Source organism: Rhodococcus sp. BH4 (assembly GCF_002079265.1).
Classification (GTDB): Bacteria; Actinomycetota; Actinomycetes; order Mycobacteriales; family Mycobacteriaceae; genus Rhodococcus_F; species Rhodococcus_F qingshengii.
On the sequence record NZ_CP014941.1, the window covers coordinates 2,843,662 to 2,869,871 of the forward strand.

The 26,210-nt window shown below is 63.0% G+C and carries 22 protein-coding genes; 9 read left to right on the forward strand and 13 right to left on the reverse strand.

Going from position 1 to position 26,210, the window contains the following annotated elements:
* Positions 1 to 31: 31 nt before the first annotated feature.
* Positions 32 to 3,937, reverse strand: coding sequence for an ATP-dependent RNA helicase HrpA (gene hrpA, locus A0W34_RS13235; RefSeq protein ID WP_081557788.1), 3,906 nt, complete (start codon positions 3,935 to 3,937; stop codon positions 32 to 34).
* A gap of 101 nt (positions 3,938 to 4,038) precedes the next feature.
* On the opposite strand from hrpA, the gene A0W34_RS13240 reads away from it, so the two are divergent.
* Positions 4,039 to 4,668, forward strand: coding sequence for a Pr6Pr family membrane protein (locus tag A0W34_RS13240; RefSeq protein ID WP_054188523.1), 630 nt, complete (start codon positions 4,039 to 4,041; stop codon positions 4,666 to 4,668).
* On the opposite strand, the gene A0W34_RS13245 is transcribed toward A0W34_RS13240, so the two are convergent.
* Positions 4,639 to 4,956, reverse strand: a complete 318-nt coding sequence (locus A0W34_RS13245; RefSeq protein WP_003942194.1) for a DUF2322 family protein — start codon at positions 4,954 to 4,956, stop codon at positions 4,639 to 4,641. The two genes, A0W34_RS13240 and A0W34_RS13245, sit on opposite strands and share 30 nt — an antisense overlap.
* A 132-nt stretch (positions 4,957 to 5,088) precedes the next feature.
* On the opposite strand from A0W34_RS13245, the gene A0W34_RS13250 reads away from it, so the two are divergent.
* Positions 5,089 to 6,312, forward strand: a complete 1,224-nt coding sequence (locus tag A0W34_RS13250) for an aminotransferase family protein (RefSeq protein ID WP_172827079.1) — start codon at positions 5,089 to 5,091, stop codon at positions 6,310 to 6,312.
* 2 nt (positions 6,313 to 6,314) lie between these two features.
* Here the strand turns inward: A0W34_RS13250 and A0W34_RS13255 are convergent, their stop codons facing one another.
* The gene (locus tag A0W34_RS13255; protein ID WP_042919958.1) at positions 6,315 to 6,581 is read right to left on the reverse strand and encodes a hypothetical protein; all 267 of its coding nucleotides are present in this window, start codon (positions 6,579 to 6,581) and stop codon (positions 6,315 to 6,317) included.
* Between the two features lie 17 nt (positions 6,582 to 6,598).
* On the opposite strand from A0W34_RS13255, the gene A0W34_RS13260 reads away from it, so the two are divergent.
* On the forward strand, positions 6,599 to 7,297 hold the full coding sequence (locus A0W34_RS13260; RefSeq protein WP_042919956.1) for a hypothetical protein: 699 nt from the start codon (positions 6,599 to 6,601) through the stop codon (positions 7,295 to 7,297).
* Here A0W34_RS13260 and A0W34_RS13265 read toward each other — a convergent pair.
* The 3 genes from A0W34_RS13265 to A0W34_RS13275 all read right to left on the reverse strand — a co-directional run bounded on the left by A0W34_RS13265 (position 7,283) and on the right by A0W34_RS13275 (position 9,173).
* Complete coding sequence (locus A0W34_RS13265) at positions 7,283 to 7,963, reverse strand: PhzF family phenazine biosynthesis protein (RefSeq protein ID WP_081557789.1); 681 nt, start codon at positions 7,961 to 7,963, stop codon at positions 7,283 to 7,285. The two genes, A0W34_RS13260 and A0W34_RS13265, sit on opposite strands and share 15 nt — an antisense overlap.
* A gap of 80 nt (positions 7,964 to 8,043) precedes the next feature.
* Positions 8,044 to 8,583, reverse strand: a complete 540-nt coding sequence (locus A0W34_RS13270; protein ID WP_003942122.1) for a carboxymuconolactone decarboxylase family protein — start codon at positions 8,581 to 8,583, stop codon at positions 8,044 to 8,046.
* 2 nt (positions 8,584 to 8,585) lie between these two features.
* Positions 8,586 to 9,173, reverse strand: a complete 588-nt coding sequence (locus A0W34_RS13275) for a peroxiredoxin (RefSeq protein WP_003942119.1) — start codon at positions 9,171 to 9,173, stop codon at positions 8,586 to 8,588.
* A 229-nt stretch (positions 9,174 to 9,402) separates the two neighbouring features.
* Here A0W34_RS13275 and A0W34_RS13280 point away from each other — a divergent pair, with 229 nt between their 5' ends.
* The gene (locus tag A0W34_RS13280) at positions 9,403 to 10,323 is read left to right on the forward strand and encodes a hydrogen peroxide-inducible genes activator (protein WP_030536897.1); all 921 of its coding nucleotides are present in this window, start codon (positions 9,403 to 9,405) and stop codon (positions 10,321 to 10,323) included.
* Positions 10,324 to 10,351: 28 nt separating this feature from the next.
* Here A0W34_RS13280 and A0W34_RS13285 read toward each other — a convergent pair whose 3' ends face one another.
* The gene (locus A0W34_RS13285; RefSeq protein WP_030536896.1) at positions 10,352 to 11,752 is read right to left on the reverse strand and encodes an FAD-binding oxidoreductase; all 1,401 of its coding nucleotides are present in this window, start codon (positions 11,750 to 11,752) and stop codon (positions 10,352 to 10,354) included.
* Positions 11,753 to 11,874: 122 nt separating this feature from the next.
* On the reverse strand, positions 11,875 to 12,723 hold the full coding sequence (locus A0W34_RS13290) for a LysR substrate-binding domain-containing protein (protein ID WP_003942255.1): 849 nt from the start codon (positions 12,721 to 12,723) through the stop codon (positions 11,875 to 11,877).
* A gap of 56 nt (positions 12,724 to 12,779) precedes the next feature.
* On the opposite strand from A0W34_RS13290, the gene A0W34_RS13295 reads away from it, so the two are divergent.
* Positions 12,780 to 13,187 (forward strand): DUF5997 family protein, encoded by a 408-nt coding sequence (locus A0W34_RS13295; RefSeq protein WP_007732807.1) that lies wholly within the window; start codon positions 12,780 to 12,782, stop codon positions 13,185 to 13,187.
* 53 nt (positions 13,188 to 13,240) lie between these two features.
* Here A0W34_RS13295 and A0W34_RS13300 read toward each other — a convergent pair whose 3' ends face one another.
* From A0W34_RS13300 to A0W34_RS13310, 3 genes are all read right to left on the reverse strand, one after another.
* On the reverse strand, positions 13,241 to 15,745 hold the full coding sequence (locus A0W34_RS13300) for a DEAD/DEAH box helicase (protein WP_003942173.1): 2,505 nt from the start codon (positions 15,743 to 15,745) through the stop codon (positions 13,241 to 13,243).
* Between the two features lie 26 nt (positions 15,746 to 15,771).
* The gene (locus A0W34_RS13305) at positions 15,772 to 16,809 is read right to left on the reverse strand and encodes an alpha/beta fold hydrolase (RefSeq protein WP_007732813.1); all 1,038 of its coding nucleotides are present in this window, start codon (positions 16,807 to 16,809) and stop codon (positions 15,772 to 15,774) included.
* 181 nt (positions 16,810 to 16,990) lie between these two features.
* Complete coding sequence (locus tag A0W34_RS13310; protein ID WP_003942198.1) at positions 16,991 to 17,950, reverse strand: proteasome assembly chaperone family protein; 960 nt, start codon at positions 17,948 to 17,950, stop codon at positions 16,991 to 16,993.
* 355 nt (positions 17,951 to 18,305) lie between these two features.
* Between A0W34_RS13310 and A0W34_RS13315 the strand changes: the two genes are divergently transcribed.
* Positions 18,306 to 19,061: a sensor domain-containing protein gene (locus tag A0W34_RS13315; protein ID WP_081557790.1), complete on the forward strand. Its 756-nt coding sequence runs from the start codon at positions 18,306 to 18,308 to the stop codon at positions 19,059 to 19,061.
* Positions 19,062 to 19,216: 155 nt separating this feature from the next.
* The gene (locus A0W34_RS13320; protein ID WP_198035695.1) at positions 19,217 to 20,350 is read left to right on the forward strand and encodes a DUF4192 domain-containing protein; all 1,134 of its coding nucleotides are present in this window, start codon (positions 19,217 to 19,219) and stop codon (positions 20,348 to 20,350) included.
* On the opposite strand, the gene galE is transcribed toward A0W34_RS13320, so the two are convergent.
* A complete protein-coding gene (gene galE / locus A0W34_RS13325; protein ID WP_058038712.1) occupies positions 20,347 to 21,336 on the reverse strand; it encodes a UDP-glucose 4-epimerase GalE in 990 nt (329 codons plus the stop codon). The two genes, A0W34_RS13320 and galE, sit on opposite strands and share 4 nt — an antisense overlap.
* 8 nt (positions 21,337 to 21,344) lie before the next feature.
* Positions 21,345 to 22,031: a metal-dependent transcriptional regulator gene (locus A0W34_RS13330; protein ID WP_003942150.1), complete on the reverse strand. Its 687-nt coding sequence runs from the start codon at positions 22,029 to 22,031 to the stop codon at positions 21,345 to 21,347.
* A gap of 176 nt (positions 22,032 to 22,207) precedes the next feature.
* Between A0W34_RS13330 and A0W34_RS13335 the strand changes: the two genes are divergently transcribed.
* Entirely contained in the window at positions 22,208 to 23,479 is a 1,272-nt protein-coding gene (locus A0W34_RS13335; protein WP_003942159.1) for an acetoin utilization protein AcuC, read from the forward strand.
* Positions 23,472 to 26,183 (forward strand): bifunctional acetate--CoA ligase family protein/GNAT family N-acetyltransferase, encoded by a 2,712-nt coding sequence (locus A0W34_RS13340; protein ID WP_063316509.1) that lies wholly within the window; start codon positions 23,472 to 23,474, stop codon positions 26,181 to 26,183. Before A0W34_RS13335 ends, A0W34_RS13340 begins: the two co-directional genes overlap by 8 nt.
* Positions 26,184 to 26,210 lie beyond the last annotated feature (27 nt).

Genomic DNA, 26,210 nt, shown 5'->3' on the forward strand with positions numbered 1-26,210 from the left:
AATCTACTGATCGCGCAATTCTCGCCGAACATCAACGCTTGATCGCTTCGATAGCTTTCAGGACTCGCTTTTCGGAAATCGGTGTGGGTGTACCGAGGGACTGCGCAAACAGGCTCACGCGCAGTTCCTCGATCATCCAACTGATCGCGTCGACATCTCGAGCAGTGCGACGCTCTTCGGGAAGCGAACTCAACAACCGGTCGTACGCTGCGTACACCCGGTCGAGGACATCCATAGCCTGCTGATCTCGTTGTGCACTTGCGGGCAGAGCTTCGAGACGGAATTTTGCTGCGGCAAGATACCGCGGTAAATCGCGTAGGCGGGCCGATCCCAGTTCGGCGACAAATCCCGGAAAGAGCAGTGAGGTCAGCTGTTCTCGGACGTCGTCGGCCGCCTCGCCGCGCGAGCGGTCCAGCACGACGCTCAGTTGGTGTGCTTGTTCGAGGATCGGAACAATCATGCGCAGGATCGCGGAAACGCGTCCGGCCAGTTCGGAGCGTGCGATCTTCACCAGGGCATCGAACGCTTCAGGCGTGCGTACCGGTCCACCGTGGGCCGCAATCACTTCGTTGGCAGCTGCCACCCGGCAATCTTCGACGAGGGCCTCCAAGCCGCCGTCCGGATTCTGGCCGAGAGCCAGACGCTGAGTGTTCGACAAGCCGGCGGTCACTGCCTTGAGTTGGGTGGGAACGGCCGCGAGGAGAAGCGCCCGCGTACCTTCCCTCATCGCCTGCGCCTGCGCGGCCGGCGTACTCAGGACACGAACGGCAACTCCGCCGTTCTCCGGCACCAGAGCTGGGTAGCCGGTCACCTGCTGTCCGCCGATGGAGCGAGTGATGGTCTCTTCCAATGCGCCCAGCGTTTCGGATGTCCAGACGGTTGCCGCTGCCCGTTCGGTTCCGGTTGCCGCCTTGGCCACTTCCTTCTGCACGCGCGGGGCGAGCGTGCGTCGTAGCTGCGCCAGATCCTTACCCTTCGCGAGAACCTTGCCCGATTCGTCCTCGACGACAAATGTCATCCGAAGATGGTCGGGCAGCGCGGCGGGATCGAAGTCCTTGGCGTCGATCTGGATCCCGCCCAAGTGCGAGAGTTCGCGGGCCATTGCGGTCATCAACGGCTCGGATCGAGGTTTGACTGCTGCTAATGCTGCGGCGGCATAATCCGGAGCCGGAACGACAGCGCGTCGAATGTTCTTGGGCAACGTCTTGATCAGAGCGGTAACGAGATCGACGCGCATACCGGGGACCAACCAGTCGAAGCCGACCGGCTGAAGTTGCGCGAGCAGGCCGACCGGGATGTGCGCGCTGACGCCGTCGTCGTCTTTTCCCGGCTCGAATTGGTAAGTGAGTGGAAACTGCATGTCGCCTTGGCGCCAGGCGTCCGGGTACTCGCCGCCCAGTACTGCAGCTGCGTCGGAGTTGACCACCGTTTCCGGTGTGAAAGTCAGCAGACTCGGATTCTTGCGCCGCTCGGTCTTCCACCACTGGTCGAAATGCTTGGCGGATACGGCTTCCTGGCCGATACGTTCGTCGTAGAACTCGTAGAGAGTTTCGTCGTCGACGAGGATGTCGCGTCGGCGCGCGCGGTTCTCGAGTTCTTCGACGTTGTCGAGGAGTGCACGGTTTTCGTGGAAGAACTTGTGGTTCGTCTGCCATTCGCCCTGCACGAGCGCATGGCGGATGAAGAGATCGCGAGAGGCCTCGGGATCGATTCGTGAGTACGTCACTGCGCGGCCGGTTACCAGAGGAACTCCGTAGAGAGTGACCCGCTCGTATGCCATCGCCGAGCCGCGCTTGGAGGACCAGTGCGGTTCGGAATAGGTCCGTTTCACCAGGTGCGGGGCGAGCTTTTCAGCCCACTCGGGTTCGATACGCGCGGACATGCGCGCCCACAGCCTCGACGTTTCCACGAGTTCGGCGGCCATGACCCAGCGTGGTGGCTTCTTGAACAGTCCCGATCCGGGGAAGATCGCGAAGTGGCTGCCCCTGGCGCCGAGGTAGTCCCGCTTCTCGCCCTCGCGTAGCCCGATATGCGAGAGCAACCCGGCAAGGAGCGACTGATGGATCGCGTTCTCGCTTGCCGGTGTCTCTCCCACTGTCCAGCCGAGACCGCGGGTGATCTGCCGGAGTTGCCCGTGCAGGTCCTGCCATTCGCGGATGCGGAGCCAGTGCAGGAACTCGTTCCGGCACATCTTGCGAAACTGGTTGGAGGACAGATCGTTACGTTGTTCGCGTAAGTAGTCCCACAGTTTCAGGTAGGCCAGGAAGTCGGAGTTCTCGACGTTGAAGCGGGCGTGCTTTTCGTCGGCGGCTTGCTGGAACTCGGCGGGCCGCTCGCGAACGTCCTGGATGGACAACGCCGCGACGATGACAAGGGTTTCGTGAAGGCAACCGTTGTTCTTGGCTTCCACCAGCATCCGTGCCATCCGCGGATCCACCGGAATCTGGGCCAGCTCGCGGCCGACCGGCGTCAGTTCGGGGTGGCTGGCCTCGGAACCTCGCGCGATGGCGCCGAGTTCTTCGAGGAGTCCGATTCCGTCCTTCACGGCGCGCTGGTCCGGCGGTTCGACGAAGGGGAATGCCGCGATGTCGCCCAGGCCGAGGGCCGTCATCTGCAAGATCACGGATGCGAGGTTGGTTCGCAGGATCTCCGGTTCGGTGAATGCCGGCCGTGACTCGAAGTCCTCCTCGGAATACAGGCGGATGCAGATTCCTTCGGCGACGCGGCCGCAACGCCCGGAACGCTGACGAGCTGACGCCTGCGAAATGGGCTCGATCGGCAACCGCTGAACCTTGGTGCGCACCGAATATCGCGAAATGCGCGCGGTTCCCGGATCGACGACGTACCGAATGCCGGGAACGGTCAGCGAGGTCTCGGCCACGTTGGTGGCAAGGACGACGCGTCGGCCGGTGTGCGGCGAGAACACTTTGTGTTGCTCGGCAGCAGACAGCCGCGCGTACAGCGGGACGATTTCGGTGTTGCGAAGACGCCGATCGCGTAAAGCATCTGCGGTGTCGCGAATTTCGCGTTCGCCGGAGAGGAAGACCAAGATGTCGCCTTCGCCCTCCGCGCTCAGCTCGTCGACCGCCTCGCAGACCGCGTCGACGGGATCGCGGTCGAAGGTGATGTCGCCGGATTCGACGGTCAGTGGCCGGTAACGCATTTCGACGGGAAACGTTCGCCCGGATACCTCGACGATCGGCGCAGGTTTGCCGCCGACAGCGAAGTGCTTGGCGAAGCGTTCGGGATCGATGGTCGCCGACGTGATGATGACCTTGAGATCAGGTCGGCGGGGGAGCAGCTGAGCCAGGTAACCGAGGATGAAGTCGATGTTGAGGCTGCGTTCGTGCGCTTCGTCGATGATCAGCGTGTCGTAGCGTCGGAGCATACGGTCGCGCTGAATTTCGGCCAGGAGAATGCCGTCGGTCATGAGCTTGACGTAGGTGCGGTCCGAGACCTGGTCGGTGAAGCGCACGGTGTATCCGACGGCGTCGCCGAGTTCGGTGTCGAGTTCTTCGGCGATACGTTCGGCAACGGTGCGTGCTGCCAGCCGGCGCGGCTGTGTGTGTCCGATCAGACCGCGGACGCCACGTCCGAGTTCGAGACAGATCTTCGGGATCTGGGTTGTCTTACCCGAGCCGGTCTCGCCGGCGACGATGACAACCTGATTTTCCGAGATCGCGGTCGCGATGTCGTCCTTGCGCTGACTGACGGGCAGAGCTTCCGGATACGAGACTTCGGGAACATTGGCGGATCGTGCGGCCAACCGTGTGCGCGCCGTTTCGATTTCCTCGGCCAGCGCCACCAAAGCGTCTGGTGTGCGGGCACGGTCGAGTTTGCGACGGAGTCGACTCTCGTCGCGGAGTGAGACCTGCGCCAGCGCGCTCTTCAGGTCACTCCGCTTGGGGGAGAGCGGGGCCGGTGGTGTTGTAGACATGCTGATGACAGCCTATCGAACGCGTTCACAACTACCGCTCGCAGATCGTTTTGATGTGCAAATATCGACCAGTGACGACAAATACCGCAAATGAGTCATCGGTGCCTGTCTTGTCGACGCCGATCGCCGTGCGAGCCCTGAGACTGTTGTTTGCTGTGTTCGGACTTGCCGCTTTGCTGTGGATCCCGATCCGTGACGCGGCTGAGCTGTCTCTGTCGAACTATCTGAGCTACTTCACCATCGAGAGCAACATTCTTGCGGTGATCGTGTTGCTGATCGGTGCAATTCGAGATCCACAATCGCAGGCGTGGCAGTCGATCCGCGGGGCGGTGACGCTGTACATGGTGATCACCGGCATCATCTACGCCGTCCTCCTGGCAGATATCGACGTCAATTTGAACGATGCCTGGATCAACTCGGCGCTGCATCGGATTCTTCCGTTGGTCATGCTGCTCGACTGGGTGTTCTTCGCCTCGAGGCACAGGATCTCCGAAGCACGTTCACTGCAGTGGTTGCTGTTCCCGGTCGTGTACGGCGTGTACACGTTGATCCGAGGCTCGATCGTCGACTGGTATCCCTACCCGTTCATGGATCCGCGCCACCAGGGCTATCTGGCCCTGTTCATCGGATTCGTCGTACTGGGCATCGCGATGGCCCTGATGGCGTTGGCAGTCAATGCCGTCGGACGGCTGGGAGCCGGGCTACGCGGACGGAACGCTGCGAAGTCCTAGGGGATTGCCGGAGGCGAGCACCTGCTCGAGGCGGTCCACGTTCGGATGCTTACCGGGGTTCGCCCGCGCGTCCTCGGTGTGCTCGGCGAAGATCGTCAGTCCTGCCGAGGCGGCTTCGGGTGTCAGCGCGCCGTAGACCTGAGCGAGATGGTTGTACACCTTGACCGAGCCGGACTTTCCGGGCTTGTTCTCCACGGTGTCGATGACGTTTCCGTCGGCGTCGAGTACCTCGATGGCGGCCAGATGATCGATGGCGGGCAGTGCGGCGAGATTGTCGGCAAAAGTCATGGTCGACAGATTACGGGTGCGCCCGTGAAAGCCGGTGCCGGGCGAGCGCCGTCGTGCGCGGATTCCTGGTGTCGATATAGTCGCAGCACATCGTTTGCACACCAGCATCGTTTGTATTCGAAGGGGACAATGATGGCTTCGGCATTGTGGCACGGGTTCGCGGACATGGGCGCTGTGGAGAAGAACGGCGCGTTTGTCGTCTCTCGCGGTGAGGGCGCGTACATCTGGGACCGCGAGGGCACTCGGTATCTGGATGCGACAGCGGGCCTGTGGTTCACCAATGTCGGGCACGGGCGCACGGAGATCGCGGATGCGGTGGCGGCTCAGTTGTCGAAGATCGCTCATTTCTCGAATTTCGGTGATTTCGTTCCCGAGACCACGCAGGTGTTGGCGGAGCGGTTGGCGACGATCGCGCCGGTTGCCGGGAGCAAGATCTTCTTCACTTCGGGTGGTTCGGATTCGGTGGACACTGCGGCGAAGCTTGCTCGTCGGTACTGGCACGAGGTGGGGCAGCCGGAGAAGGCGATTATCGTCGGTCGTCAGAAGGCGTATCACGGAATGCACGTTGCGGGAACGGCTCTCGCTGGTATTCCGGTGAACCGTGAGGGGTACGGCGAGCTGATGGCGGATGCGGCGACCGTCGGCTGGGATGATGCGAAGAGCCTGCTCGAGTTGATCGAGAAGATCGGTGCGAACAAGATCGCGGCGTTCTTCGCGGAGCCGATCATCGGTGCGGGTGGGGTGTATCTTCCGCCGGAGGGGTACCTGGCCGAGGTGCGTGACATCTGCCGTGAGCACGACATCCTCTTTGTCGTCGACGAGGTCGTGACCGGTTTCGGCCGGATCGGTGGTGAGTGGTTCGCGTCCACTCGTTTCGATTTGCAGCCCGACATGATGACCACGGCAAAGGGTTTGACGTCGGGTTACGTGCCGATGGGTGCGGTGTTCATCGCGCCGCGGGTGGCGGAGCCGTTCTATGCCGGTTCGTGGTGGCGCCATGGGTACACCTACGGCGGTCATGCCGGTGCTGCTGCTGCGGCGATGGCGAACCTCGACATTCTCGAGCGTGAGAATCTGCTCGCGGAGTCGAAGCGTCTGGAGGCATCGTTGCATACGCATCTGCAACCGCTGGCCGAGCATCCGCGGGTGGCGGAGGTTCGCAGTGGGCTCGGTGCGGTCGCCGCGGTGCAGTTGGCTGATCCGGCGGAGGCGTTGCCGTTTGTGAAGACGCTTCGTGAGCACGGTATTTCGGGTCGCGCGGCGGGTCAGGGTGCGATGCAGATTTCGCCGACGTTCGTCATGACCGATGATCAGGTCGCGGAGATGGCAGCAGGGATCCTCGCAGCCCTCGGCTGAAGTCAGCTGCGGCGCCGGAAGAATTTCTCGATTCGGCGCCGCACAGCGTTGGGTGCAGGTTCGAGTTCCAGAACCTCTTGTTCCGACTGCTTGGCGTAGGCCTGGGTGTACCGCTCGTGCAGTACCGAGCGAATTTCGTCCGGAGAGTAGGCCCGACGCTGGCGTTCGCCGCGCGCAACGAGAACCCCGGTGGCGGCAACGCCCATTGCACCGGCGAGGCCGACCAGTTTCCAAACGTGCGAGGCGCGCAGAGGAGTACGGAGTTTCATCCCTCTACGCTAGAGGCATGGACCGACGATTGCTTTCGCAGGTGAGTCTCGACGAGGCCGCTGCGGCGACCCGCACGGGCGACATCTGGATCTTCCGTGGAGAGTCGACGGCGGACCGGGCCATTCAGACACTGACCAACAGTCCCGTCAACCACGTCGGAATGTCGGTCGTGATCGACGACCTCCCGCCGCTGATGTGGCATGCGGAACTCGGTCACTCGCTGCAGGACATGTGGACCGGACGCTTCCAGCGTGGTGTCCAACTGCACGATCTGCGATCGGCCGTTCAGGTCTGGGGCGCCAAGTACGGGCAGCGTGGATGGTTGCGCCAGCTCGACCACGAAGTCACCCGGGAGCAGGAAGACGCTCTGCTCCAGACGATCGCGCGGCTGGACGGTACGCCTTTCCCGTCGACGGCCAAGCTTGCTTCGCGCTGGTTCGGAGGCCGAATCCCGAAGCTGCGCAAGAAGTCCGACGTATCGGCAGTGGCCGTCGAGAGCGCCTACTGCGCCGAAGTGGTTGCCAAGACCTATGAGGCGATGGGTCTGCTCGTCGGCAATCGTCGTGTCAACTGGTTCGACCCGGGCAAGTTCTGGAGTGGAGATCAGTTGCCCCTCGCGCCGGGAGTTGCGCTCGGTGACGAGATCTCGGTATCACTGAGTGCACGTGACCTCGAGGCCGGACGCAATCCCGCCGGGTACTCACAAGGTTCGTGACGGCTCGGCGACGACGCGGCCGCCGACTTCGAGCCAACCTTCCGGAGAGAAGGTGGTGTGAAGCACCGATCCGCGTCCCTGGGTGATGAGCAGTGATTTCCTCAATCGGTCCGTGATGCGCAGCGCTGCAGATCCGGTTGCCTCGTCCTCGGCGATTCCCATCACCGGTGCGAACATGCGTGCGCGGATGGCAGCTTCGAGCTTGTCCTGCCACGCCCACAGATACGAATGATCCGCCTCGTAGTCGGACGGATCTGCGTCGATGACGTCGTCCACCGTGTCCATCGGATAGATCGCGAATTCCGGTGCCCATTCGGCACGCGCGCGTACCCACGTCAAATCGCCGGATTGGCGGACGTCGACACTGCCGGCAGGAACGTCGAGGGCGCTCACGCGACGGCCCTGTTCGCCCAGCCACCACGTGGCACCGACGGTCGGGTGTCCGGCGAAGGGGAGTTCTGCTGCCGGAGTGAAGATCTGGACCCGCGCACGCGAGGCGCCGTCATCCGGAACGTCGATGAAGATGGTCTCGCTGTAGTCGAGTTCCTTCGCGACGGCTTGTCGATCCGATTCTGCAACCGTGGACGCGTCGACGATTCCCAGCGGATTCCCGTGCTTGCCGTTCTCGTCCGTGAAGACCCGGACCACACTCACCTCGATACCCATCGGTCCACCCTAGCGCGCGAAAAGCCCTCCCCACCTTCACGGTGGGGAGGGCTCGTCGAACTGCACTCAGGTCCGAGTGATCAGACCTGTGCGGCAGAGAGGATCTCGTTGGCTTCGACAGCCTGTGCGACACCCGCGACGATGGAACCGGCGCGGATCGCTTCGAAGATGACCTCGCGGTCGACACCTTCCTGGCGGAGGGTGTTCTCGTGAGCTTCGAGGCAGTGGTTGCAGCCGTTGATCGCGGACACTGCAAGCGACCACAATTCGAAGTCGGCCTTGTCGACGCCCGGGTTGCCGATGATGTTCATCCGCAGGCCGGCACGAAGATCGTCGTACTTACCGTCGAGGTAGCCCTTGGTGCGGTAGAAGACGTTGTTCATGCCCATGATCGACGCTGCGCCGAGAGCGGCGTTGTATGCCTCTGCCGACAGGTTGTCGGCAGCCTCGGAAGCAATCTCCTTGAGCGTGGACGCAGACTTGGTGGCTGCGGCCGTTGCGAGGAGCGTTCCCCACAACTGCTGCTCGTTCAGGACCGTCGTGCGCGCAATGGAACTCAGGTTGAGCTTGAGGTCCTTCGCGTACTCGGGAAGCGAGTTCTTGAGGTTCTCGACGCTCATACTCAGACGCTCGCAGTCAGGAGCTCGCCGGCATTGATGGTCGGGTCGCCCTTCTTCCAGTTGCATGCGCACAGCTCGTCGCTCTGGAGAGCGTCGAGGACGCGGAGAACCTCGTCGACGTTACGGCCGACGGAACCGGCTGTGACGGAGACGAACTGGATCTCGTTGTTGGGGTCGACGATGAACGTCGCGCGGTCTGCAACGCCGTCGGCGTTGAGGACGCCGGTGGCCTCGGCAAGCTCGCGCTTGAGGTCCGAGAGCATCGGGAAGGGGAGGGTCTTGAGCTCTTCGTGCTGTGCACGCCACTGGAAGTGCACGAACTCGTTGTCGACGGAAGCGCCGAGAACCTGAGCATCACGGTCTGCGAACTCTTCGTTGAGCTTGCCGAATGCAGCAATCTCGGTGGGGCACACGAAGGTGAAGTCCTTGGGCCAGAAGAACACGATGCGCCACTTGCCTGCGTAGTCGTCACTGGTGACGGTGGTGAAGTAGTCATCGGGCTGCTGGGCATCGACCTTGGACAGGTCGCCGCCGATGACAGCCGTGAGGTTGTAAGCGGGGAACTGGTCGCCGATTGTGAGCAGAGCCATGTGTCTCATTCTCCTACGTGTCTCGTGAACAGGAATTTCTTGCGCACACGATCCGGCTGTTCGGACTGTGACGGCCGAACGTGCTGGATCGAGAGGGTTTGTCACCGTCAGCGGGTCGGACGGTTTCGACTGGAGTGTCGAGGTTGTGACCGGCGCTTTTTGGTATGAGTCCATTCTGCATCAAACCGTTCAAAAGGTAAAGGTGATGGGTGGCGCTACACTGATAGGCATGTCTGATCAGACTTATCAACCTTCCTTGTCACAGCTGCGTGCCTTCGTGTCGGTCGCCGAGTATCGGCATTTCGGTACTGCCGCAGCGCGTTCCGGTGTGAGCCAACCCACACTGTCGCAGGCGCTGGCAGCTCTAGAGGCGGGGCTGGGAGTCAGACTGATCGAACGCAGTACCCGGCGTGTGCTCGTGACCGCGGACGGACAGCGCTTGCTCGGTCAGGCCAAGCAGATTCTCGAAGCTGCCGACGGTTTCGTCGCGAGCGCGGCCGGCTCCGGCGACTCTCTGACCGGACCGCTACGCATCGGGTTGATCCCGACCGTTGCGCCCTACATTCTTCCGGGGTTGTTGCCGGAGCTGCGCGAGAAGTTGCCGTCGTTGGCGCCGCAAATAGTCGAGGATCAAACGGCGCGCCTACTCGATGCACTGCGATCGGGAGCGCTCGACGTCGCGGTGTTGGCGCTTCCTGCCGGAACACCTGGCCTGGTGGAAGTTCCTGTGTACGAAGAGGATTTTGTGATGGTCGTGCCGAACGATCATTCCTTGGCCGGACGTGTCGATCTCACGGCGGACGTGCTCGACGCGCTGCCGTTGCTCTTGCTCGACGACGGCCACTGCCTGCGTGACCAGACGTTGGATCTGTGCCGTTCGGTAGACGCCCATCCGCTTGCCGGCGACACGCGGGCTACCTCTCTCGCGACAGTCGTGCAATGTGTGGCCGGGGGACTCGGGGTGACTTTGGTCCCGGAATCGGCTGTTGCAGTGGAGGTTCGACGCGGGGACTTGTCGACGGCGCGTTTCGCTTCGCCAGCTCCAGGTCGCACGATCGGCGTCGTGTTCCGCTCGTCGAGTGGCCGAGCAGAAGGATTCCGTCAGCTGGCCGAGCTGGTCCGTTCGGTCAGCCCGACGGTTCCTCGATGACGTAACTCGTTCGACGTCGACGTGAAAGCTAGTCGAGAGAGCCTTCTTTCACGGCAATGACCGCTCCGGGATTGAGAATTCCCAGCGGGTCGAGCGCATCCTTGACCTTGCGATTGAGGGCCATGACGTCTTCACCCAACTGTGACGGCAGCCAGTCGCGCTTGAGTCGACCCACCCCGTGTTCGCCGGTGATCGTGCCGCCGAGCGCGATGGCGAGATCCATCACCCGTCCGAATGCGATCTGTGCGCGTTCGGACATGTCCGGGTCTGCGGGGTCGAAGACGATGAGCGGGTGGGTGTTTCCGTCTCCGGCGTGCGCCACCGTGCAGATCAGGACGTCGAGGTCGTCTGCGATGGCTTCGACCCCGGTTACCAGCTGGGGGAGTGCGCGCATGGGAACGCCCACGTCTTCGAGAAGCAGACTTCCCATCGCGAGCACGGCCGGGAACACCGCTCGCCGTGCCGCCGCAAAAGCGTCACCTTCGGCCTGGTCATCGGTGGCGAATACTTCGGTGGCTCCGTTGTTTTCGCACGCCTGAACAATCGTCTCGATTTCCAGCACGCCTGCCGCGCCGGGTGCGTCGGACTGCGCGAGCAGTAGTGCGTGAGCCTTGCGGTTCAGACCCATGCGTACCGAATCCTCGACAGCATTGATACTGGCGTGATCCATGAACTCGAGCATCGCCGGACGCATGTTGCTGGTGATCGCCAAGACCGCGTCGGCAGCTTCTTGTACCGAGTCGAACGACGCGACGACGGTTGATGCGGGCGGCTGCGCGGGAATCAAACGCAACGTGATTTCCGTGATGATGCCGAGAGTGCCCTCGCTGCCCACGAACAGTTTGGTGAGTGAGAGTCCGGCGACGTCCTTGAGCAGGGGACCTCCGAGGCTGACAGCTGTACCGTCCGCCAGCACGACCCGGAGTCCGAGAACGTAGTCGGTGGTAACTCCGTACTTGACGCAGCAGAGTCCGCCGGCGTTGGTGGCTGCATTGCCGCCGATGGAACAGATCTCGAAGGACGACGGGTCAGGTGGGTACCAGAGTCCGTGCTCTGCGGCGGCTTTCTTGACCTCCGCATTCATCAAGCCGGGCTGAGTAACCGCCACACGGGCGACCGGGTCGATCGTGATCTGTCGCATTCGCTCGGTGCTGACCACGATGCAACCGTCGACGGCGCTGGATCCACCGGAAAGGCCCGAGCCGGCACCTCTGGGAACCACCGGAACGCGGTGGGCGGTTGCCCATCGCATCACGGTTTGGATGTCTTCGGTGCACGTAGCGCGAACCACGGCAGCTGGACGGCCGGCGGTCGGGTCGGCGGCCCAGTCCTGGCGGTAGCCCGCGGTCACGTCCGGATCCAGCAGGACGGCTCCCTCGGGGAGTGCCGCTACCAATTCGTCGAGGGCTGAAGAACTCGCGGGAGTCATACTCTCATCATGCTCGACGGAGTTCGACGATGCGCCAATTCGCGAGACCACAGCCCGAGTCTGTCGCGCCTGATCAGTTCAGCGTTGTCCGGCAGCGATCCTCCGAGTTGCCAGTTGAAGCCCTAGCGGCCCTTCTGCTTTCCGGAGAACCGGCCACCCGAACTCTTGGTCCCACCGGACTTCCCGCTGCCTGATTTGCCGCCCGCCTTGGCCTTACCGGAACCGGCGTTGCGTCCGGATATGTTCTTCGCGGTGCCGGCGCCCTTAGCTTTCTGCCCGTTCTTGGCAGCTTCTGCGCGACGCTCGCGGGCCGCGATCTTGGCCTTGACGGAGCCCTTGATCTTCTCGGCCGGCTCGCCGTTCCGTCCGCGGGAACTCTGTGCCGTTCGGCCCCGCACGATGCCGATCAGTTCCTCGACCAGATCTGTGGTCTTGGACTCCATCCATGCCAAAGCCACAGGAGCCTCGGGCGCACCGTCCACCGGACGGAAGGTCAGGTCCTTGCGATGGTGGAACCGCGCCAGCGAATGGGGAACCACGACAACTCCGACGCCGGCGGCCACCAACTCGATGGCGTCGGCGATGGTCGCTGGTCGCTCGGCGGCGGTCTTTCCGGGACGGGTCGGCCAGTCGAGTCTGTCGTCGAGAGGATCGAGCACTATCTCGTCGGCCAGATCGTCGACGGAAATCTGATCGACAGTAGTGAATACGTGATCTTTCGGTACCACCACCACCGGGGTTTCCGCGTACAGCGAGATGGCGCTGATGCCGGTCCGGTCGATCGGCAGTCGAACCAAACCTGCATCTGCTTCACCGGCGCGAAGTGCAGCTTCGAGTTCGAGAACCGGGAACTGAACAAGTTCCAGACGCACCTCGGGGAGCCGCTCGTGCCACACCCGGACCCACTTGGTGGGCGTCACCCCCGGGGCGTACGCGAGTCGAAAAATTGCCTGACTATCCGCGTCTGTCACCAGGCAAGGCTACCGCCTTGGTAAAAGCACCCGTATCGGCTGGTTACTCTTGTTGCATGACGTCGAACAAAACTCCCCAGACGATGAAGCCGACGACGGCTGCCAAGAAGCTGGGTGTGTACCTGGAAGCAACACCTGCGCAGTTCCAGGAAGGCGACGTGACTCGTGACGAGCTGACCGCTCTGCAGACCGATCCGCCGGAGTGGCTGCTGGAGCTGCGACGCACCGGACCGCACCCTCGCCCGGTCATCGCAGCCAAGCTGGGCGTATCGATCGCCGGCCTGGCCCGCGGCGGCGTCGAAGAAGCACTCACCACGGATCAGATCGCCGCACTCCTCGAAGAGAAGCCCGAATGGCTCGAAAAGGAACGCGCTGTTCAGGCCGAGGTGCGGGCCGAGAACGTTCGCATCAAGGAAAAGCGCGCTGCTCGCCGCAACCAGCCGCGGAAGGCTCGTAGGGGCTGACGCCCCCTGTGCGCCTTTTTGGTAGCGATGACTACCAAAAAGGCGCACAGGCGCTAGCCTTCTACGACGCTCAGCTCGTCGAACACGATTTCACCCGCGGCATCCGATTCCGGGATGTCGACGACGGCAAGCAGTGCCCATCCGTGATCGCCCTCCGGATCCTCGAGCACCTGCCGCACCCGCCAGAACTCACCCTCTTCGGTGACCTGGAAGAGCGCCGGCCCGCGCGCCGATGGCCCGGTTCCGATTGTTGCGTACTCCTCGAAGTACGGGAGTAGTTGCTCCTCCCACTCGGCGGCGTCGATACCGTCCTCGAGGTTTTCCAGCTCATTCCACTGCCGACGCGACGCGAGGTCGATGCGTCGGAACATCGCATTGCGCACCATGACGCGGAATGCGCGCGGGTTCGCCGAGATGGGACGGGGAATGTCGGCGCCGAACGCAACCTCTTCCGTGTCTGCCTCGGCTCCGGGGTCGGTGAGTGACTCCCATTCGTCGAGCAGGCTCGAGTCGACCTGACGGATCAGCTCACCCAACCACTCGATGATGTCTTCGAGTTCCTCGGTGCGCGCTTCCGTCGGGACGGTCTGTCGCAGCGCGCGGTAGGCGTCGGCGAGGTAGCGCAGGACGAGGCCCTCGGACCGGGTGAGTCCGTAATGGCTGATCAACTCGGCAAACGTCATGGCGCGTTCGATCATGTCGCGCACCACGGACTTGGGGGAGAGGGCGAACTCGGTGATCCACGGGTGGCCACCCCGGTACATTTCGAAAGCCGGGAACAGCAAGTCCGACAACGGTTTCGGCCACGTAACCTCTTCGAGGAGTTCCATGCGCTCCTCGTACTCGATGCCGTCGGCCTTCATCTGCGCAACCGCTTCGCCACGAGCGAAGTGCTGCTGCGCCATCAGAACCTGACGCGGATCGTCGAGCGTCGACTCGATGATCGAGACGACATCGAGTGCGTAACTGTCGGATTCGACGTCGAGAAGTTCGAATGCCGCCAAGGCGAACGGTGAGAGTGGCTGGTTCAAGGCGAAGTCGCGTTGCAGGTCCATCGTCAACCGAGCCATGCGGCCGTACTCGTCGGGTTCGTCGAGGCGTTCCACGATGCCGGCGCTGAGCAATCCGCGATACAGCGAGATCGCTTTGAGGATGTGCTTGCGCTGCGCCGGACGCGATTCGTGGTTGTCCTCCAACAGGTGCCGCATCGCGTCGAAGCAGTTACCCGGGCGGGCAATGACATTGAGCAGCATCGAGTTGCTGACCGAGAATCGCGACACCAACGGCTCGGGCGAGGCGGCGACCAAGCGATCGAACGTCGCTTCGCTCCAGGACACAAACCCCTCGGGAGCCTTCTTGCGTTGAATCTTCTTGATCTTCTTCGGATCGTCGCCGGCCTTGGCGACTGCCCGCAGATTCTCTACTTCGTGTTCCGGTGCCTGGACGACGACGGTGCCCATCGTGTCGTAGCCTGCACGACCCGCGCGGCCGGCGATCTGATGGAACTCGCGGGCTTTCAGATGCCGAGTGCGGACGCCGTCGTACTTGGCCAGACCCGTGAGCAGCACCGTGCGGATCGGGACGTTGATGCCGACGCCGAGGGTGTCGGTACCGCAGATCACCTTGAGAAGCCCGTCCTGTGCGAGAACTTCGATGAGCCGTCGGTACTTGGGCAGCATGCCCGCATGGTGAACGCCGATGCCGTGCCGGACCAGGCGGGAGAGTGTTTTTCCGAACCCGGTGGTGAAGCGGAAACCACCCAGCGCCTCGGCGATCGCTTCCTTCTCTTCTTTGGAACAGAAGTTGACGCTCGTCAATGCCTGGGCGCGTTCGAGCGCGGCGGCCTGCGTGAAATGCACGATGTAGACGGGGGACTGGTTGGTGGTCACCAGATCTTCGATGGTTTCGCCGACCGGCGTGGTCGCGTAGGAGAACATCAAAGGCACGGGGCGTTCTGTGCCGGAGACGACGGTGGTGGGTTTCCCGGTACGCCGCGTCAGATCTTCGGAGAAGAAGTCGACCTCACCGAGAGTTGCCGACATCAACAGGAACTGGGCGTGCGGCAACTCGATGAGCGGAACCTGCCACGCCCAACCTCGATCGGGTTCGGAGTAGAAGTGGAACTCGTCCATCACGACCTGGCCGATATCGGAGTTCGGGCCCTCGCGCAGTGCAAGATTCGCGACGATTTCGGCCGTCGCACAAATGATCGGCGCCGACGAGTTCACGGCGGCGTCGCCGGTCATCATGCCGACGTTCTCGGCACCGAAGACCTCACACAGTGCAAAGAACTTCTCGCTCACCAAGGCCTTGATCGGCGCTGTGTAGTACGTGCGCTTGCCGAGCGACATCGCATAGAAATGCGCGCCGATCGCCACCATCGATTTGCCTGACCCGGTCGGCGTCGCAAGGATCACGTTTGCACCCGAGACCAACTCCATGACGGCCTCTTCTTGGGCCGGGTAGAGCGTCAAACCTCGTTCGATGGTCCACGAAGAGAAGGCGTCGAAAACGGAATCAGGATCCGCGTTGTCGGGGAGAAGTTCCGTCAGCAGCACTCGTACAGGCTAGCCGCAACCGTGGATCAGGTTGCGCTTCGCTCGTCCGAGCCCATGGCGTCGAGCACCGCCATGCGGGTGGACGACGTTCCGGTGATGGTGTTCTCGCCGACCCCGGAGATCAGCATGTGGCGCCAGCGAGCCTCGTCGAAGACGAGTGGTGCGGTGCTGGAAAGAAAATCTTCGACGATCTGCAGGAAACGCATCGGATCGTCGCGGAACGGGAAGTGGCCCGAGCCGCGGAAGACTTCGAGGCGTGAGTTCGGCATCGCCGCGTGCGCGAGATGAGCGTGGGAGACGGGAATGACGGAGTCGTCGTCGCCCCAGATCAGTTGAACCGGCAGATTCTCGGTCAGATAACAGCGGTCGAGCATCGTGACGACCTGTCCGCGCCAGTCCACGACGGCCCGCAGCGTACGAAGGTAGGCCTCGTAGGCAGTGGGGTCGGGGAGATCAGCGAGCACGCGAATCAGGTCCGGTGTGTCATGCAACATGGTGCCGGGACGCAGATTTGAACCGTGAACTACGCCGGCAAGGTTCCCGGCCATCCGGACGAGCGGCATCGCACCAGGTATCCGGAGCAGCTTTACCACCTCGTTGACCACCGGAACGGACATGAGGCGCAGCAGCGGATGGACGTCCTTGGTGACGCCACCGGCCGAGACCAGCACGAGGCGATCCACCATGTGTGGGAATTGGTAGGAGAACTGCATCGCTACGCCGCCGCCGAGCGAGTGCCCGATGACGGTGACGTGCTCGATGCCGAGCGTCGACAGAAGATCCCGCATGCCGTTGGCGTACGCGGCTACCGAGTAATCCGCGCGTGGCTTGTCGGAACGGCCGTGACCCAACAGGTCAGGTGCGATGACCGTGTACTTCTTGGCGAGGTGGGGAATGATCTCGGTCCACGTCGACGAGTTGTCGCCGATTCCGTGCAGGAGCAGTACTGCCGGACCCTCGCCGGCTATCCGAAATGCGCGTCGGTAGCCGTGAATCGTCCGGAACATCATCCGCGGTTCCTCGTCGGGGACCGGTCGGAGCTGACGGTTCCGTGGTCTGCTCATGTCGCCTCCTGGCTCGGCGTGTGACCACGTTGACTGTCTGCTCCAGTTGTTGAGCCGTCAACGAAAATCACACAGAGTTTGAGGCTATCCGACGGATGTGTCCTGAACAACAGCCCAGGTAACGGAGGGGTTGCGGAATGCGCACAATGTCGAATTATGCGCCCCGCCCGTCACATTTTCGTCAGTTGTCGCCTCGATCGAGGTCTCCAGCTGAGCCGAAGTCGTCATTTCCTGCCTGTTCGGCCAGGAACTTTTCGAACTCTGCGCCGATCTCGTCACCGCTGGGAAGGTCGGCCTCGCCGGCCAGAAGGGACGACTGTTGTTCCTGAGCGGCGACAAAAGTGTCGTATTGACGCTCCAAAGCGTGGACTACAGTCTGAACTTCTTCGTTCCCGGCTATGTGCTCGTTAACCTGTTCCCGAACGCGCGCCGCGGCCTCACCCAGTGCCACCAAGGGCAACTCCAGATCCGAAACCTCGGAAACGTTTTCGAGCAAAGTTTCTGCGGCGCCCGGGTAGTCCGTTTGCGCGAGGTAGTGGGGGACATGCACCGAAAAGCCCATCGCCTCGTGCCCGTGCTGAGACATACGAAGCTCGAGCAGTGATGATGCGCTGCCGGGAACCTGCAGTTCACCTGACCAACGCTGATGGTCCTGGATCAGGTCCTTGTTGGTCGAATGTGCTGTCACACCGAGCGGTCGGGTGTGCGGGATTGCCATCGGAATCGCGTTGAGCCCGATGGTTCGACGCACTCCCAACTGTTCGGACAACAGTCGAACAGCTGTGGTGAACCGCTCCCACTTGAGGTCCGGTTCCATCCCGGCAAGCAGCAGGAACGGCGTGCCGGCCGTATCGCGCAGTGCGTACAGATTGAGCGCCGGAGCGTCGTAATCGGAGAAATGATCGGCCTTGAACGTCATCGTCGGTCGACGCGAGCGGTAGTCGATCAGCTCGTCGACAGCAAACGACGCGACAAGCTCGGTCTCGAGGCTTTCGCGCAGATGCGTCGTCGCCAATTTCACGGCGTGACCGGCGTCGGAGTAACCCTCGAGTCCGTGAATCAGGATCGGTCCCTGGCCGTCGGCAGCCGCCAACTGGGGCGCCGGAAATTCCAGCTCGTACATCCTCGACTGTTCGTCCATCGCAGTCCCCTTCGCTCTTCGGTCTTGATCTCAAGTGTCCACTATCGGCGCACGCGCGACAGCATCGGAGTCAGGTGCCCGACAGCACTGGATCAGACGTTCATCGATAAGAACACCGAGTCGGTGACCGATCATTCCCGATCCGACGAGACGGGCGTTCGCCGAGAGCGAAGCTGAGCGGTATCTTTCGACACTTGGCCTGGGCGTTCGCTAGATGTCGGGTGCGCGGCTTCGGACATGGCAGAGTGGAACACAAGGTCGGCACGGCCGATTTGTCCGAAATGGATTGGTCGATTGTCGGTATCGGTCGAGTGCGGAGGCTTACATGCGGGTGTGTCCACGATCGTCCAGGCGAGTGGCCGCATGCTCACTTGCTGCGGTGGCCGCCGTTGCACTACTCGCGGGCTGCTCCGGGTCGGTCCAAGGAGCACCCGTTCCGGACTCCGCGCCGGCGACTGCCGGTGCGACCGACAGCGGCACGGCGGCGCCGAGTACGACGGCTGCACCCAAATCCTCGACGCCGAAATCCACCTCTCCGAAAACGGCGGCACCGCTGTCCGAACTGCTGCTGACTCCCGAGGAATTCCCCGAGCCCTTCGGCGCTGTTGTGCTGCCCCCGCAAGCCGTTCCGATGGCAGCGCCGGATCTAGTCGGCGTCCCGCGCGGTGCCACCGTCGATCCGTCCGAATGTGAGCCACCGGAACAGGATTACGGTCCGAACGGGACCGTGATGGCGGTCGGGACCGACAATGCGACGAGGGCAACGATTTCGGTCGAACTCACGAAGGTCGATGCACCACTGGACGAGTTGGAAGCGCAGACTCGGCAGTGCCCGTCCATGACTGTCACTGCGAACGGCGTCACTACGACAGTGACGACGGAAATTCTTCCGCCGTCGCCGATCGATGCCGACAAGACGATGTCACTTCGCCGCACTGTCGTGTCCCCCAAGGCCACAGCCGGTGATCAGACGATGCTGACCTTGATCGCTCAGGTCGGCGACATACGGGTGGCGACAACACTGATGACGTTCGGTTCTGCGACGCCCTCGACGGCACCGCTGGATCAAGCGTTCACCGCAGCCGTACAGAAGGTCAAAGCAGGCAAGTGATTTCGCAGCACACAGGTCCGACAAGTAGCGGAACTGCTCGGTGCGGCGCGGTACTTGGTCCCCAACAAATGCGGTAATCCACAGACGACTTGGACGCAGCTGTTTTCCCTGGTCGAGCAGACGGCCGGGTCAGGGTGATCAGCGACGGTGTGTGCATGACGACATCACCTCTTCCGGGAGAATTCGAATTCTCCGACGACGACCTTGCCGCCCTTCTCGGATGCGTCGAACGCGTCTCCGATCCAGGCGAATTGATCGCGGCAATACCCGCACTCCTGGGCTTCCATCCGTCCAACTCTGTGGTTGCGCTGTCTCTGATGGGCGCCTCCGCCTCGACGCTCGGACCAGTGATGCGGCACGACTACTTTCCCAGTGTCAGGGGAAAGCCCGCGAGGCAGATGAGCGCGGCGCTGCGCCAGTTCGCCGCCGTCTGTGACGGGGAAGGCGCGCGTGCGGTCGTTCTCGTGGTGATCACCGATTGCTCGGCAGCTGAAACTCTGATCGATGAAACCATCGAGCTGGCCGAGGTATTCGAAGACATGCTCGGCGGAACCTGCGTCGAGCTGGCCGACGTATTGTGCACGGCCGCAATAGAATCTGGCCAGCCGTGGACGAGCGTCATGCGTTCGATTCACCGCGGCACCCTGCCAGACCCGGCATCTTCGTCGGTTGCAGCAGCACAGGTGTTGGGCGGGAGGGTCATTCGCCGTTCGCGTGAGGAACTGGTCCGGTGGGTACACGGCGCCGCTCGCAATCACGACACGATTGCCCGACTGATCGCGAGCCGACGAGAGTCGAGCGCGCACAGTGGGGGACCGAGCGGTGAAACCGCAGTTCAGTGCCGGATCGATCTGGTGTTGGAACACGTCCGCCGTGTCGAGGCAGGCGCTCACCGCCCTGACCCGCAGGAATGCGCCGATCTGGTGGTCGCATTGACGGACGTACGCGTGCGCGACGTGGTGCTGGGATTGGCGATCACGTCCGTTGCGGCACATGCTGAGCAATTGTGGCTCGTGCTCACCCATGAAGTCCCGTTTCCCGAACGAGCTTGGCCGGCAACACTTCTCGGCTTCTTTGCATACGTGCGTGGCGACGGACCTCTGGCAGGTGTTGCGCTGTCGGCCGCGCTGTCGGCCGATTCGGAACACACCTTGGCGGGATTGCTGGATCTATCGCTGCAATCCGGTATGCGCCCCGACGGAATCCGTGACCTCGCGGCCGTCGGATTGTCCATCGGGGAATCGCTCGGAATCACCGGCTTGCCGCCGGCACTGCCGAATGGAAGCTAGCGAGCAGCGTGTGAGCGGTCGCCCAGATCCTGGAGGAACTGCCATGCGTCGGCGACGATGACGTCGAGATCGGTACGCGTGGGCGTCCAACCGAGCTCGGCAATCGCCTTGTCGCTCGATGCGATCAGTACTGCCGGATCACCCAGCCGTCGTGACGCGTCCTCGACGTTGATCGGCAGGCCGGTGACCCGCGCACAGGCGGCGATCACCTCGCGCACGCTGAAGCCGGCACCGCTTCCGAGGTTGTAGATGCGGTGCTCGCCGGAAACCGAGGATTCGAGCGCCAGTAGATGTGCTTCGGCGAGGTCCAGCACGTGGATGTAGTCGCGTACCGCGGTTCCGTCCGGCGTGGGCCAGTCGGTTCCGAAGACCGAGATCTTGTCCCGCTGCTCGAGTGCGACCTGAAGGACGAGCGGAATCAGGTGGGTTTCGATCACCCGGTTCTCACCGGCGGACTTGTACGCGCCCGCGACGTTGAAGTAGCGCAAGCTCGTCGCACCGAGGCCGTGGGCGATCGAGTACGAGGTGATCGCATGATCGATCGCGAGCTTGGTCGCGCCGTACGGATTGGTGGGGCGGGTCGGAGCGGTCTCCACGATCGGGGACTGCTCCGGTTCGCCGTACGTTGCGGCGGTGGACGAGAACACGAGGCGCGGAGTACCGGAGACACGGATCGCCTCGAGCAATTCGATGGTCGTGACGACGTTTCCGCGCCAGTACTTTTCGGGGTGCAGCACCGATTCGCCGACCAGCGACTGCGCCGCGAAGTGAAGCACACCGTCGAAAACCGGTGAACCCGCACTGCCGAGGACGTCGGCAGCAAGCGCTCCCACGTCTCCTTCGATGAACTCGGCACCGGCAGGCACCGCGTCGGCATTTCCGGTGGAGAGGTCGTCGATGACGACAACCTCGTGTCCACGCTCGAGCAACACAGTGCTGCACACACTGCCGACGTAACCGGCGCCGCCGGTGACCAGGAGTTTCATCTACTTCCTCAGACCTGCTTGACCTGAACGGCGTGAGCCATTTCCTCGGACAGGTCGAACCCGCTGTGACCCGGCACGATGATCGTCACCGAGCCCGGACGGGTTTCGACCGTCACCCTGGCGTCGGGAACGACGCCGGCGTCACGCAGCTGCGCGATCACCTCGGGATCGGACTGCACGTGCTCGGCCAGTCGCCGAACGACCACAGCTGTCTGTGCGCCGTGCGGAATATCGGTCAGGCGCACCAATGTTTCGGTGGTGGCAACCGGGCCGTCGAGTCCCAACTGGTCCAAGCCCGGAATCGGGTTGCCGTAGGGCGACGTCGTGGGGTTGTTCAGAACGACGACGAGCCGACGCTCGACCTCCTCGCTCATCACGTGCTCCCAACGGCATGCCTCGGCATGTACGTCTTCCCATTTGAGACCGATGACGTCCACCAGCAGGCGCTCTGCCAACCGGTGCTTACGCATGACAGAGATCGCGAGATCGCGACCCTTGTCGGTGAGTTCCAGATGTCGATCGCCGGCGACCATCAGCAAGCCGTCACGCTCCATACGCGCAACAGTCTGGCTGACGGTGGGTCCGCTCTGTTCGAGCCGTTCGGCGATCCGCGCCCGGAGTGGGACTACGCCCTCTTCTTCCAAGTCGTAGATCGTCCGGAGATACATCTCCGTGGTGTCGACTAGATCCTTCACACTCAACCCCTTCGTCAGTTGATCATTCTACCGTTCAGTTCGTGGTTCCGGTGCCGCCTCCACCGCGGCGAGTCCAGCGCGTGTCCGAATTGGATTCGTGTCACTCGATCTCGGTCTCCGAAGCGGGCCACGAGTGTGGTGTGCAGCACGAAACGAGAAGGAAGTAGCGTGATCCCATGACCGCGTCGATCAGATCTGACGGGGACCCCGCGGCGTCTCGAGCGAATCGAGTCGTGGTGTGGAGTCCGGAGTACCTGAGCTATCGGTGGAGCGCCGATCACCCGATGAATCCCACTCGCCTCGATCTCACGATGGCACTCTCGCGAAGCCTCGGACTTCTCGAGGGCATCGAATTTCTCGAACCGAGTGCCGCGTCCGATGCCGACCTCCTCAGAATCCACACACCGGCATATCTTGCAGCGGTCAAAGACGCGGGTAACTCTGCGAACAACGGTGTGAGCGGCCAGGATGTTCCCCACGGGCTCGGTACCGAGGACAACCCGGTCTTCCCGCACATGCACGAAGCCAGTGCGATCCTCGCCGGCGGCTCGCTGGCCGCAGCGCAGGAAATCGCTTCGGGACGTACGAGGCGCGCGGTCAGCATCGGCGGCGGCATGCACCACGCGATGGCGGATTGGGCCTCTGGATTCTGCGTCTACAACGATGCGGCGGTTGCGATTTCGTGGCTGCTCGACAACGGCTACGACCGCATCGCCTACATCGACGTCGACGCTCACCACGGCGACGGAGTGCAACATGCGTTCCTCGGGGACCCGCGGGTGCTCACGGTCTCGCTGCATCAGCACCCGGCAACCTTGTGGCCGAACACCGGATGGTCGAGCGAGGTCGGCGACGGGGCCGCCGAAGGTACGGCGGTGAACATCCCGGTGCTGCCCGGAACCGTCGACGCGTTGTGGCTGCGTGCATTTCACGCCGTCGTCCCGGGAGCCATTGCAGCCTTCCGCCCGCAGATCATCATCAGCCAGTGCGGAGTCGACTCGCACCGCGAGGACCCGCTCGCGGATCTCGCCCTCACCGTCGACGGTCAGCGCGCCGCGTTCCTGGCGATGCGTGACCTCGCCGACCGCTACTCCGAGGGGCGGTGGCTGGCAGTCGGAGGCGGGGGATACGGACTGGTGCGCGTCGTGCCGAGGGCATGGACTCACTTGATCGCTGCAGCGCTCGATCGCGAGATCGACGTCGACACCGCTGTCCCGGAAGACTGGAAGGAATCGACGAAGCTGCGAGCGCCGAGCGTCGACCTCCCGCCGACCATGGGGGACGGCGGCGATGTCGCCTACACGCCGTGGGACGGCCCGGGTGGTACACCGGAGACAGGTGTCGCCTCGGTGGACCGTGCACTCACCCGTATCGACTCGGCGATCATCGCGACACGTCGCGCTTCGTTCCCGCTACTCGGACTCGACCCGGAGGATCCCCGTGACTGAACAGTCCGATACCGAAGCTGTCGGCGGCGAGGCGAGCGGCCAGGCGCCGAAGACCGACCCCGCTCACACCTATCCCCATTCCTGGGTAGTCGATGTTCTCGCCTCCGACGGCGGAGCGGTGGCGTTGCGACCCATCGTTCCCGAAGACGCGGACAAGCTCGTCGAATTCCACGGCAAACTCTCCGAGCGCACCCGGTATCTGCGCTACTTCGGCCCGTACCCCACGATGTCGGCGCGCGACGTCAAGAACTTCACGACGGTCGACCACCACAACCGTGTGGCGTTCGTGATGATGCTCGGCGACGAGATCATCGCGGTGGGTCGATACGAGCGACTGCTCGACGTCGGTGACGGAAAGTCTGCCGAGGTCGCCTTCGTCGTCGCCGACGCACACCAGGGGCGCGGCCTCGGCCCGATCCTGCTCGAGTACCTGGCAGCGGCAGCGGCCGAGAACGGTCTGACGATGTTCGTCGCCGAGGTCCTCTCCGAGAACCGCAACATGGTGACGGTGTTCCGTGAGGCGGGGTATCAGGTGAGCCGCTCTTTCGACGGTGGCGTGCTGAGACTCGAATTCGCGATCGACCCGACGGAAGCGCTTGTTTCAGTACGCAATTCGCGTGAGCGGGCAGCTGAGGCCCGCAGCATGGGAAACGTGCTCAGCCCGCGATCGGTGGCGGTGATCGGCGCATCAGCGGACCCGGCCAAAGTGGGTAACGCGGTGTTGACCAACCTGCTGCGCGGCGGATTCACCGGACCGGTCTATCCCGTCAACGCGGAGCATCGTTCGGTACACGGCGTTCGGGCATATCCGACGGTTCGTGACATCCCCGACGACGTCGATCTCGCCGTCGTGGCTGTACCTGCAGAATCGATCAATTCGGTACTCGACGACTGCCTCGACAAGGGCGTCAAAGCGCTGGTGGTCGTCTCGTCGGGCTTCAGTGAGAGTGGTCCGGACGGGCGCTCGTCCGAACGCAAACTGGTCCATGCAGCGCGCGCTCACGGTATGCGCCTCATCGGCCCGAATGCGCTGGGTGTCGCGAACAACGACCCGGCGATTTCGTTGAATGCGACGCTCGCGCCGGTCTTGCCGGTGGCAGGCAACGTCGGCTTCTTCTGTCAGTCCGGCGCGCTCGGTATCGCCATTCTCGACGAAGCCGCGCGCAGCCGAATCGGATTGTCCGCCTTCGTTTCCGCCGGTAACCGTGCGGACGTCTCGGGTAACGACCTTCTGCAGTACTGGGATTCCGACCAGTCCACCGAAGTGGTCCTTCTCTATCTGGAGAGCTTCGGCAACCCACGGAAGTTCTCTCGCATCGCGCGTCGAGTTGCGCGGAAGAAGCCGATCGTCGCAGTGAAGAGCGGTCGGCACGCGGTTCCGCCGGTGCTCGCCGCCACCGGAGTCGAGATCGACGATTCGATCGTCCGCGCCCTCTTCGAACAGGCGGGCGTCATTCAGGTCGGGTCCATTTCACAATTGTTCGACTGCGCCTTGCTCTTCGGATACCAACCGTTGCCCGCCGGCCCCCGGCTTGCGGTCATCGGCAACTCGACCGCGCTCGGTGTCCTTGCTGCGGACGCGGCCCGCAGTGAAGGTCTGCAGGTCAGCGACCCGGTCGACCTCGGCGCCCAGGCGAGTCCGGAACTGTTCGCCACTGCCGTGCGCGACGCTTTGGCGTCGTTCGACGTCGATGCCGTCATTGCCGTCTTCGTTCCTCCGGTCGCCATTCCGGTCGAGCCGTTCGCGAAAGCACTCAAGGACGCCGTCGCAGGCTCGGACAAGCCGATTCTCACCACGTTCCTCGCAGCTGAGGGTGTGCCGGACGTCCTGGCGGTTCGTGACGAAGTCGGTAACCCGACCCGCGGTTCGGTGCCGTCCTACCCGGGGCCGGAGCGTGCCGCCCTGGCGTTGGCGAGGGCTTGGCGATATGCGGAGTGGCGCAGCAAGCCTGCGTCGAAGGTGGTTCGCCCCGTGGGTATCGACTCCGAGCGAGCCCAGAAGATGGTGGCAGATTGGCTTGAAAACTCTCCTGGCCGTTGGCTTTCAGATGTGGAAGCGGCGGCGCTGCTCGAGTGTTACGGGGTCGCCGTCGTCGAATTCCGTTCGGTCCTGAGCGAAGACGAAGCAGTAGAGGCAGCGGATGCTGTCGGCTACCCGGTCGCGGTCAAGGCAACCGGCGAAATGTGGCGACACCGACCGGATCTGGGCGGCGTCAGGCTGGATCTGAGTGGACCGGAATCGGTGCGCCTCGCTTACCGAGATCTTGCGGCCGCGTCGGGTGAACCGCTGCTGCACGTGCAGAAAATGGCAACCAAGGGCATCGGATGTGTGGTTGGTGTCCAAGACGACCCGTCGTTCGGTTCGCTGATCTCGTTCGGGCTTGCCGGTGTGATCTCCGATCTCCTCGGTGACCGTGCCTATCGCGTACTGCCTCTCACCGAGGACGCTGCTACGGAATTGATCGACGCGCCCAAGGCCGCGCCGCTTCTCTCCGGATACCGCAACGCCGTTCCGGTCAACAAGGGTGCGTTGGTTGATCTGGTTCAGCGCATCTCGGCGCTGGCCGACGACATTCCCGAAGTCCGCGAACTGGCCTGTGAGCCGGTACTCGCTTCGGCTACCGGCGCGGAGATCACCGATTCACGTGTCCGAATCGGACCTGAGCCGAGCGCAATCGACCTGGGGCCCAGGCGGCTGCGGTAGACACAGTGAACAACACCGGCCACCGCA

Bases quoted from the DNA above. Each gene is read 5' to 3' on its own strand.
- hrpA (WP_081557788.1), bottom strand. From the start codon at position 3,937: ATGTCTACAACACCACCGGCCCCGCTCTCCCCCAAGCGGAGTGACCTG.
- A0W34_RS13245 (WP_003942194.1), bottom strand. From the start codon at position 4,956: ATGACTTTTGCCGACAATCTCGCCGCACTGCCCGCCATCGATCATCTG.
- A0W34_RS13250 (WP_172827079.1), top strand. From the start codon at position 5,089: ATGGCTTCGGCATTGTGGCACGGGTTCGCGGACATGGGCGCTGTGGAG.
- A0W34_RS13255 (WP_042919958.1), bottom strand. From the start codon at position 6,581: ATGAAACTCCGTACTCCTCTGCGCGCCTCGCACGTTTGGAAACTGGTC.
- A0W34_RS13260 (WP_042919956.1), top strand. From the start codon at position 6,599: ATGGACCGACGATTGCTTTCGCAGGTGAGTCTCGACGAGGCCGCTGCG.
- A0W34_RS13265 (WP_081557789.1), bottom strand. From the start codon at position 7,963: ATGGGTATCGAGGTGAGTGTGGTCCGGGTCTTCACGGACGAGAACGGC.
- A0W34_RS13270 (WP_003942122.1), bottom strand. From the start codon at position 8,583: ATGAGCGTCGAGAACCTCAAGAACTCGCTTCCCGAGTACGCGAAGGAC.
- A0W34_RS13275 (WP_003942119.1), bottom strand. From the start codon at position 9,173: ATGGCTCTGCTCACAATCGGCGACCAGTTCCCCGCTTACAACCTCACG.
- A0W34_RS13280 (WP_030536897.1), top strand. From the start codon at position 9,403: ATGTCTGATCAGACTTATCAACCTTCCTTGTCACAGCTGCGTGCCTTC.
- A0W34_RS13285 (WP_030536896.1), bottom strand. From the start codon at position 11,752: ATGACTCCCGCGAGTTCTTCAGCCCTCGACGAATTGGTAGCGGCACTC.
- A0W34_RS13295 (WP_007732807.1), top strand. From the start codon at position 12,780: ATGACGTCGAACAAAACTCCCCAGACGATGAAGCCGACGACGGCTGCC.
- A0W34_RS13305 (WP_007732813.1), bottom strand. From the start codon at position 16,809: ATGAGCAGACCACGGAACCGTCAGCTCCGACCGGTCCCCGACGAGGAA.
- A0W34_RS13310 (WP_003942198.1), bottom strand. From the start codon at position 17,950: ATGGACGAACAGTCGAGGATGTACGAGCTGGAATTTCCGGCGCCCCAG.
- A0W34_RS13320 (WP_198035695.1), top strand. From the start codon at position 19,217: ATGACGACATCACCTCTTCCGGGAGAATTCGAATTCTCCGACGACGAC.
- galE (WP_058038712.1), bottom strand. From the start codon at position 21,336: ATGAAACTCCTGGTCACCGGCGGCGCCGGTTACGTCGGCAGTGTGTGC.
- A0W34_RS13335 (WP_003942159.1), top strand. From the start codon at position 22,208: ATGACCGCGTCGATCAGATCTGACGGGGACCCCGCGGCGTCTCGAGCG.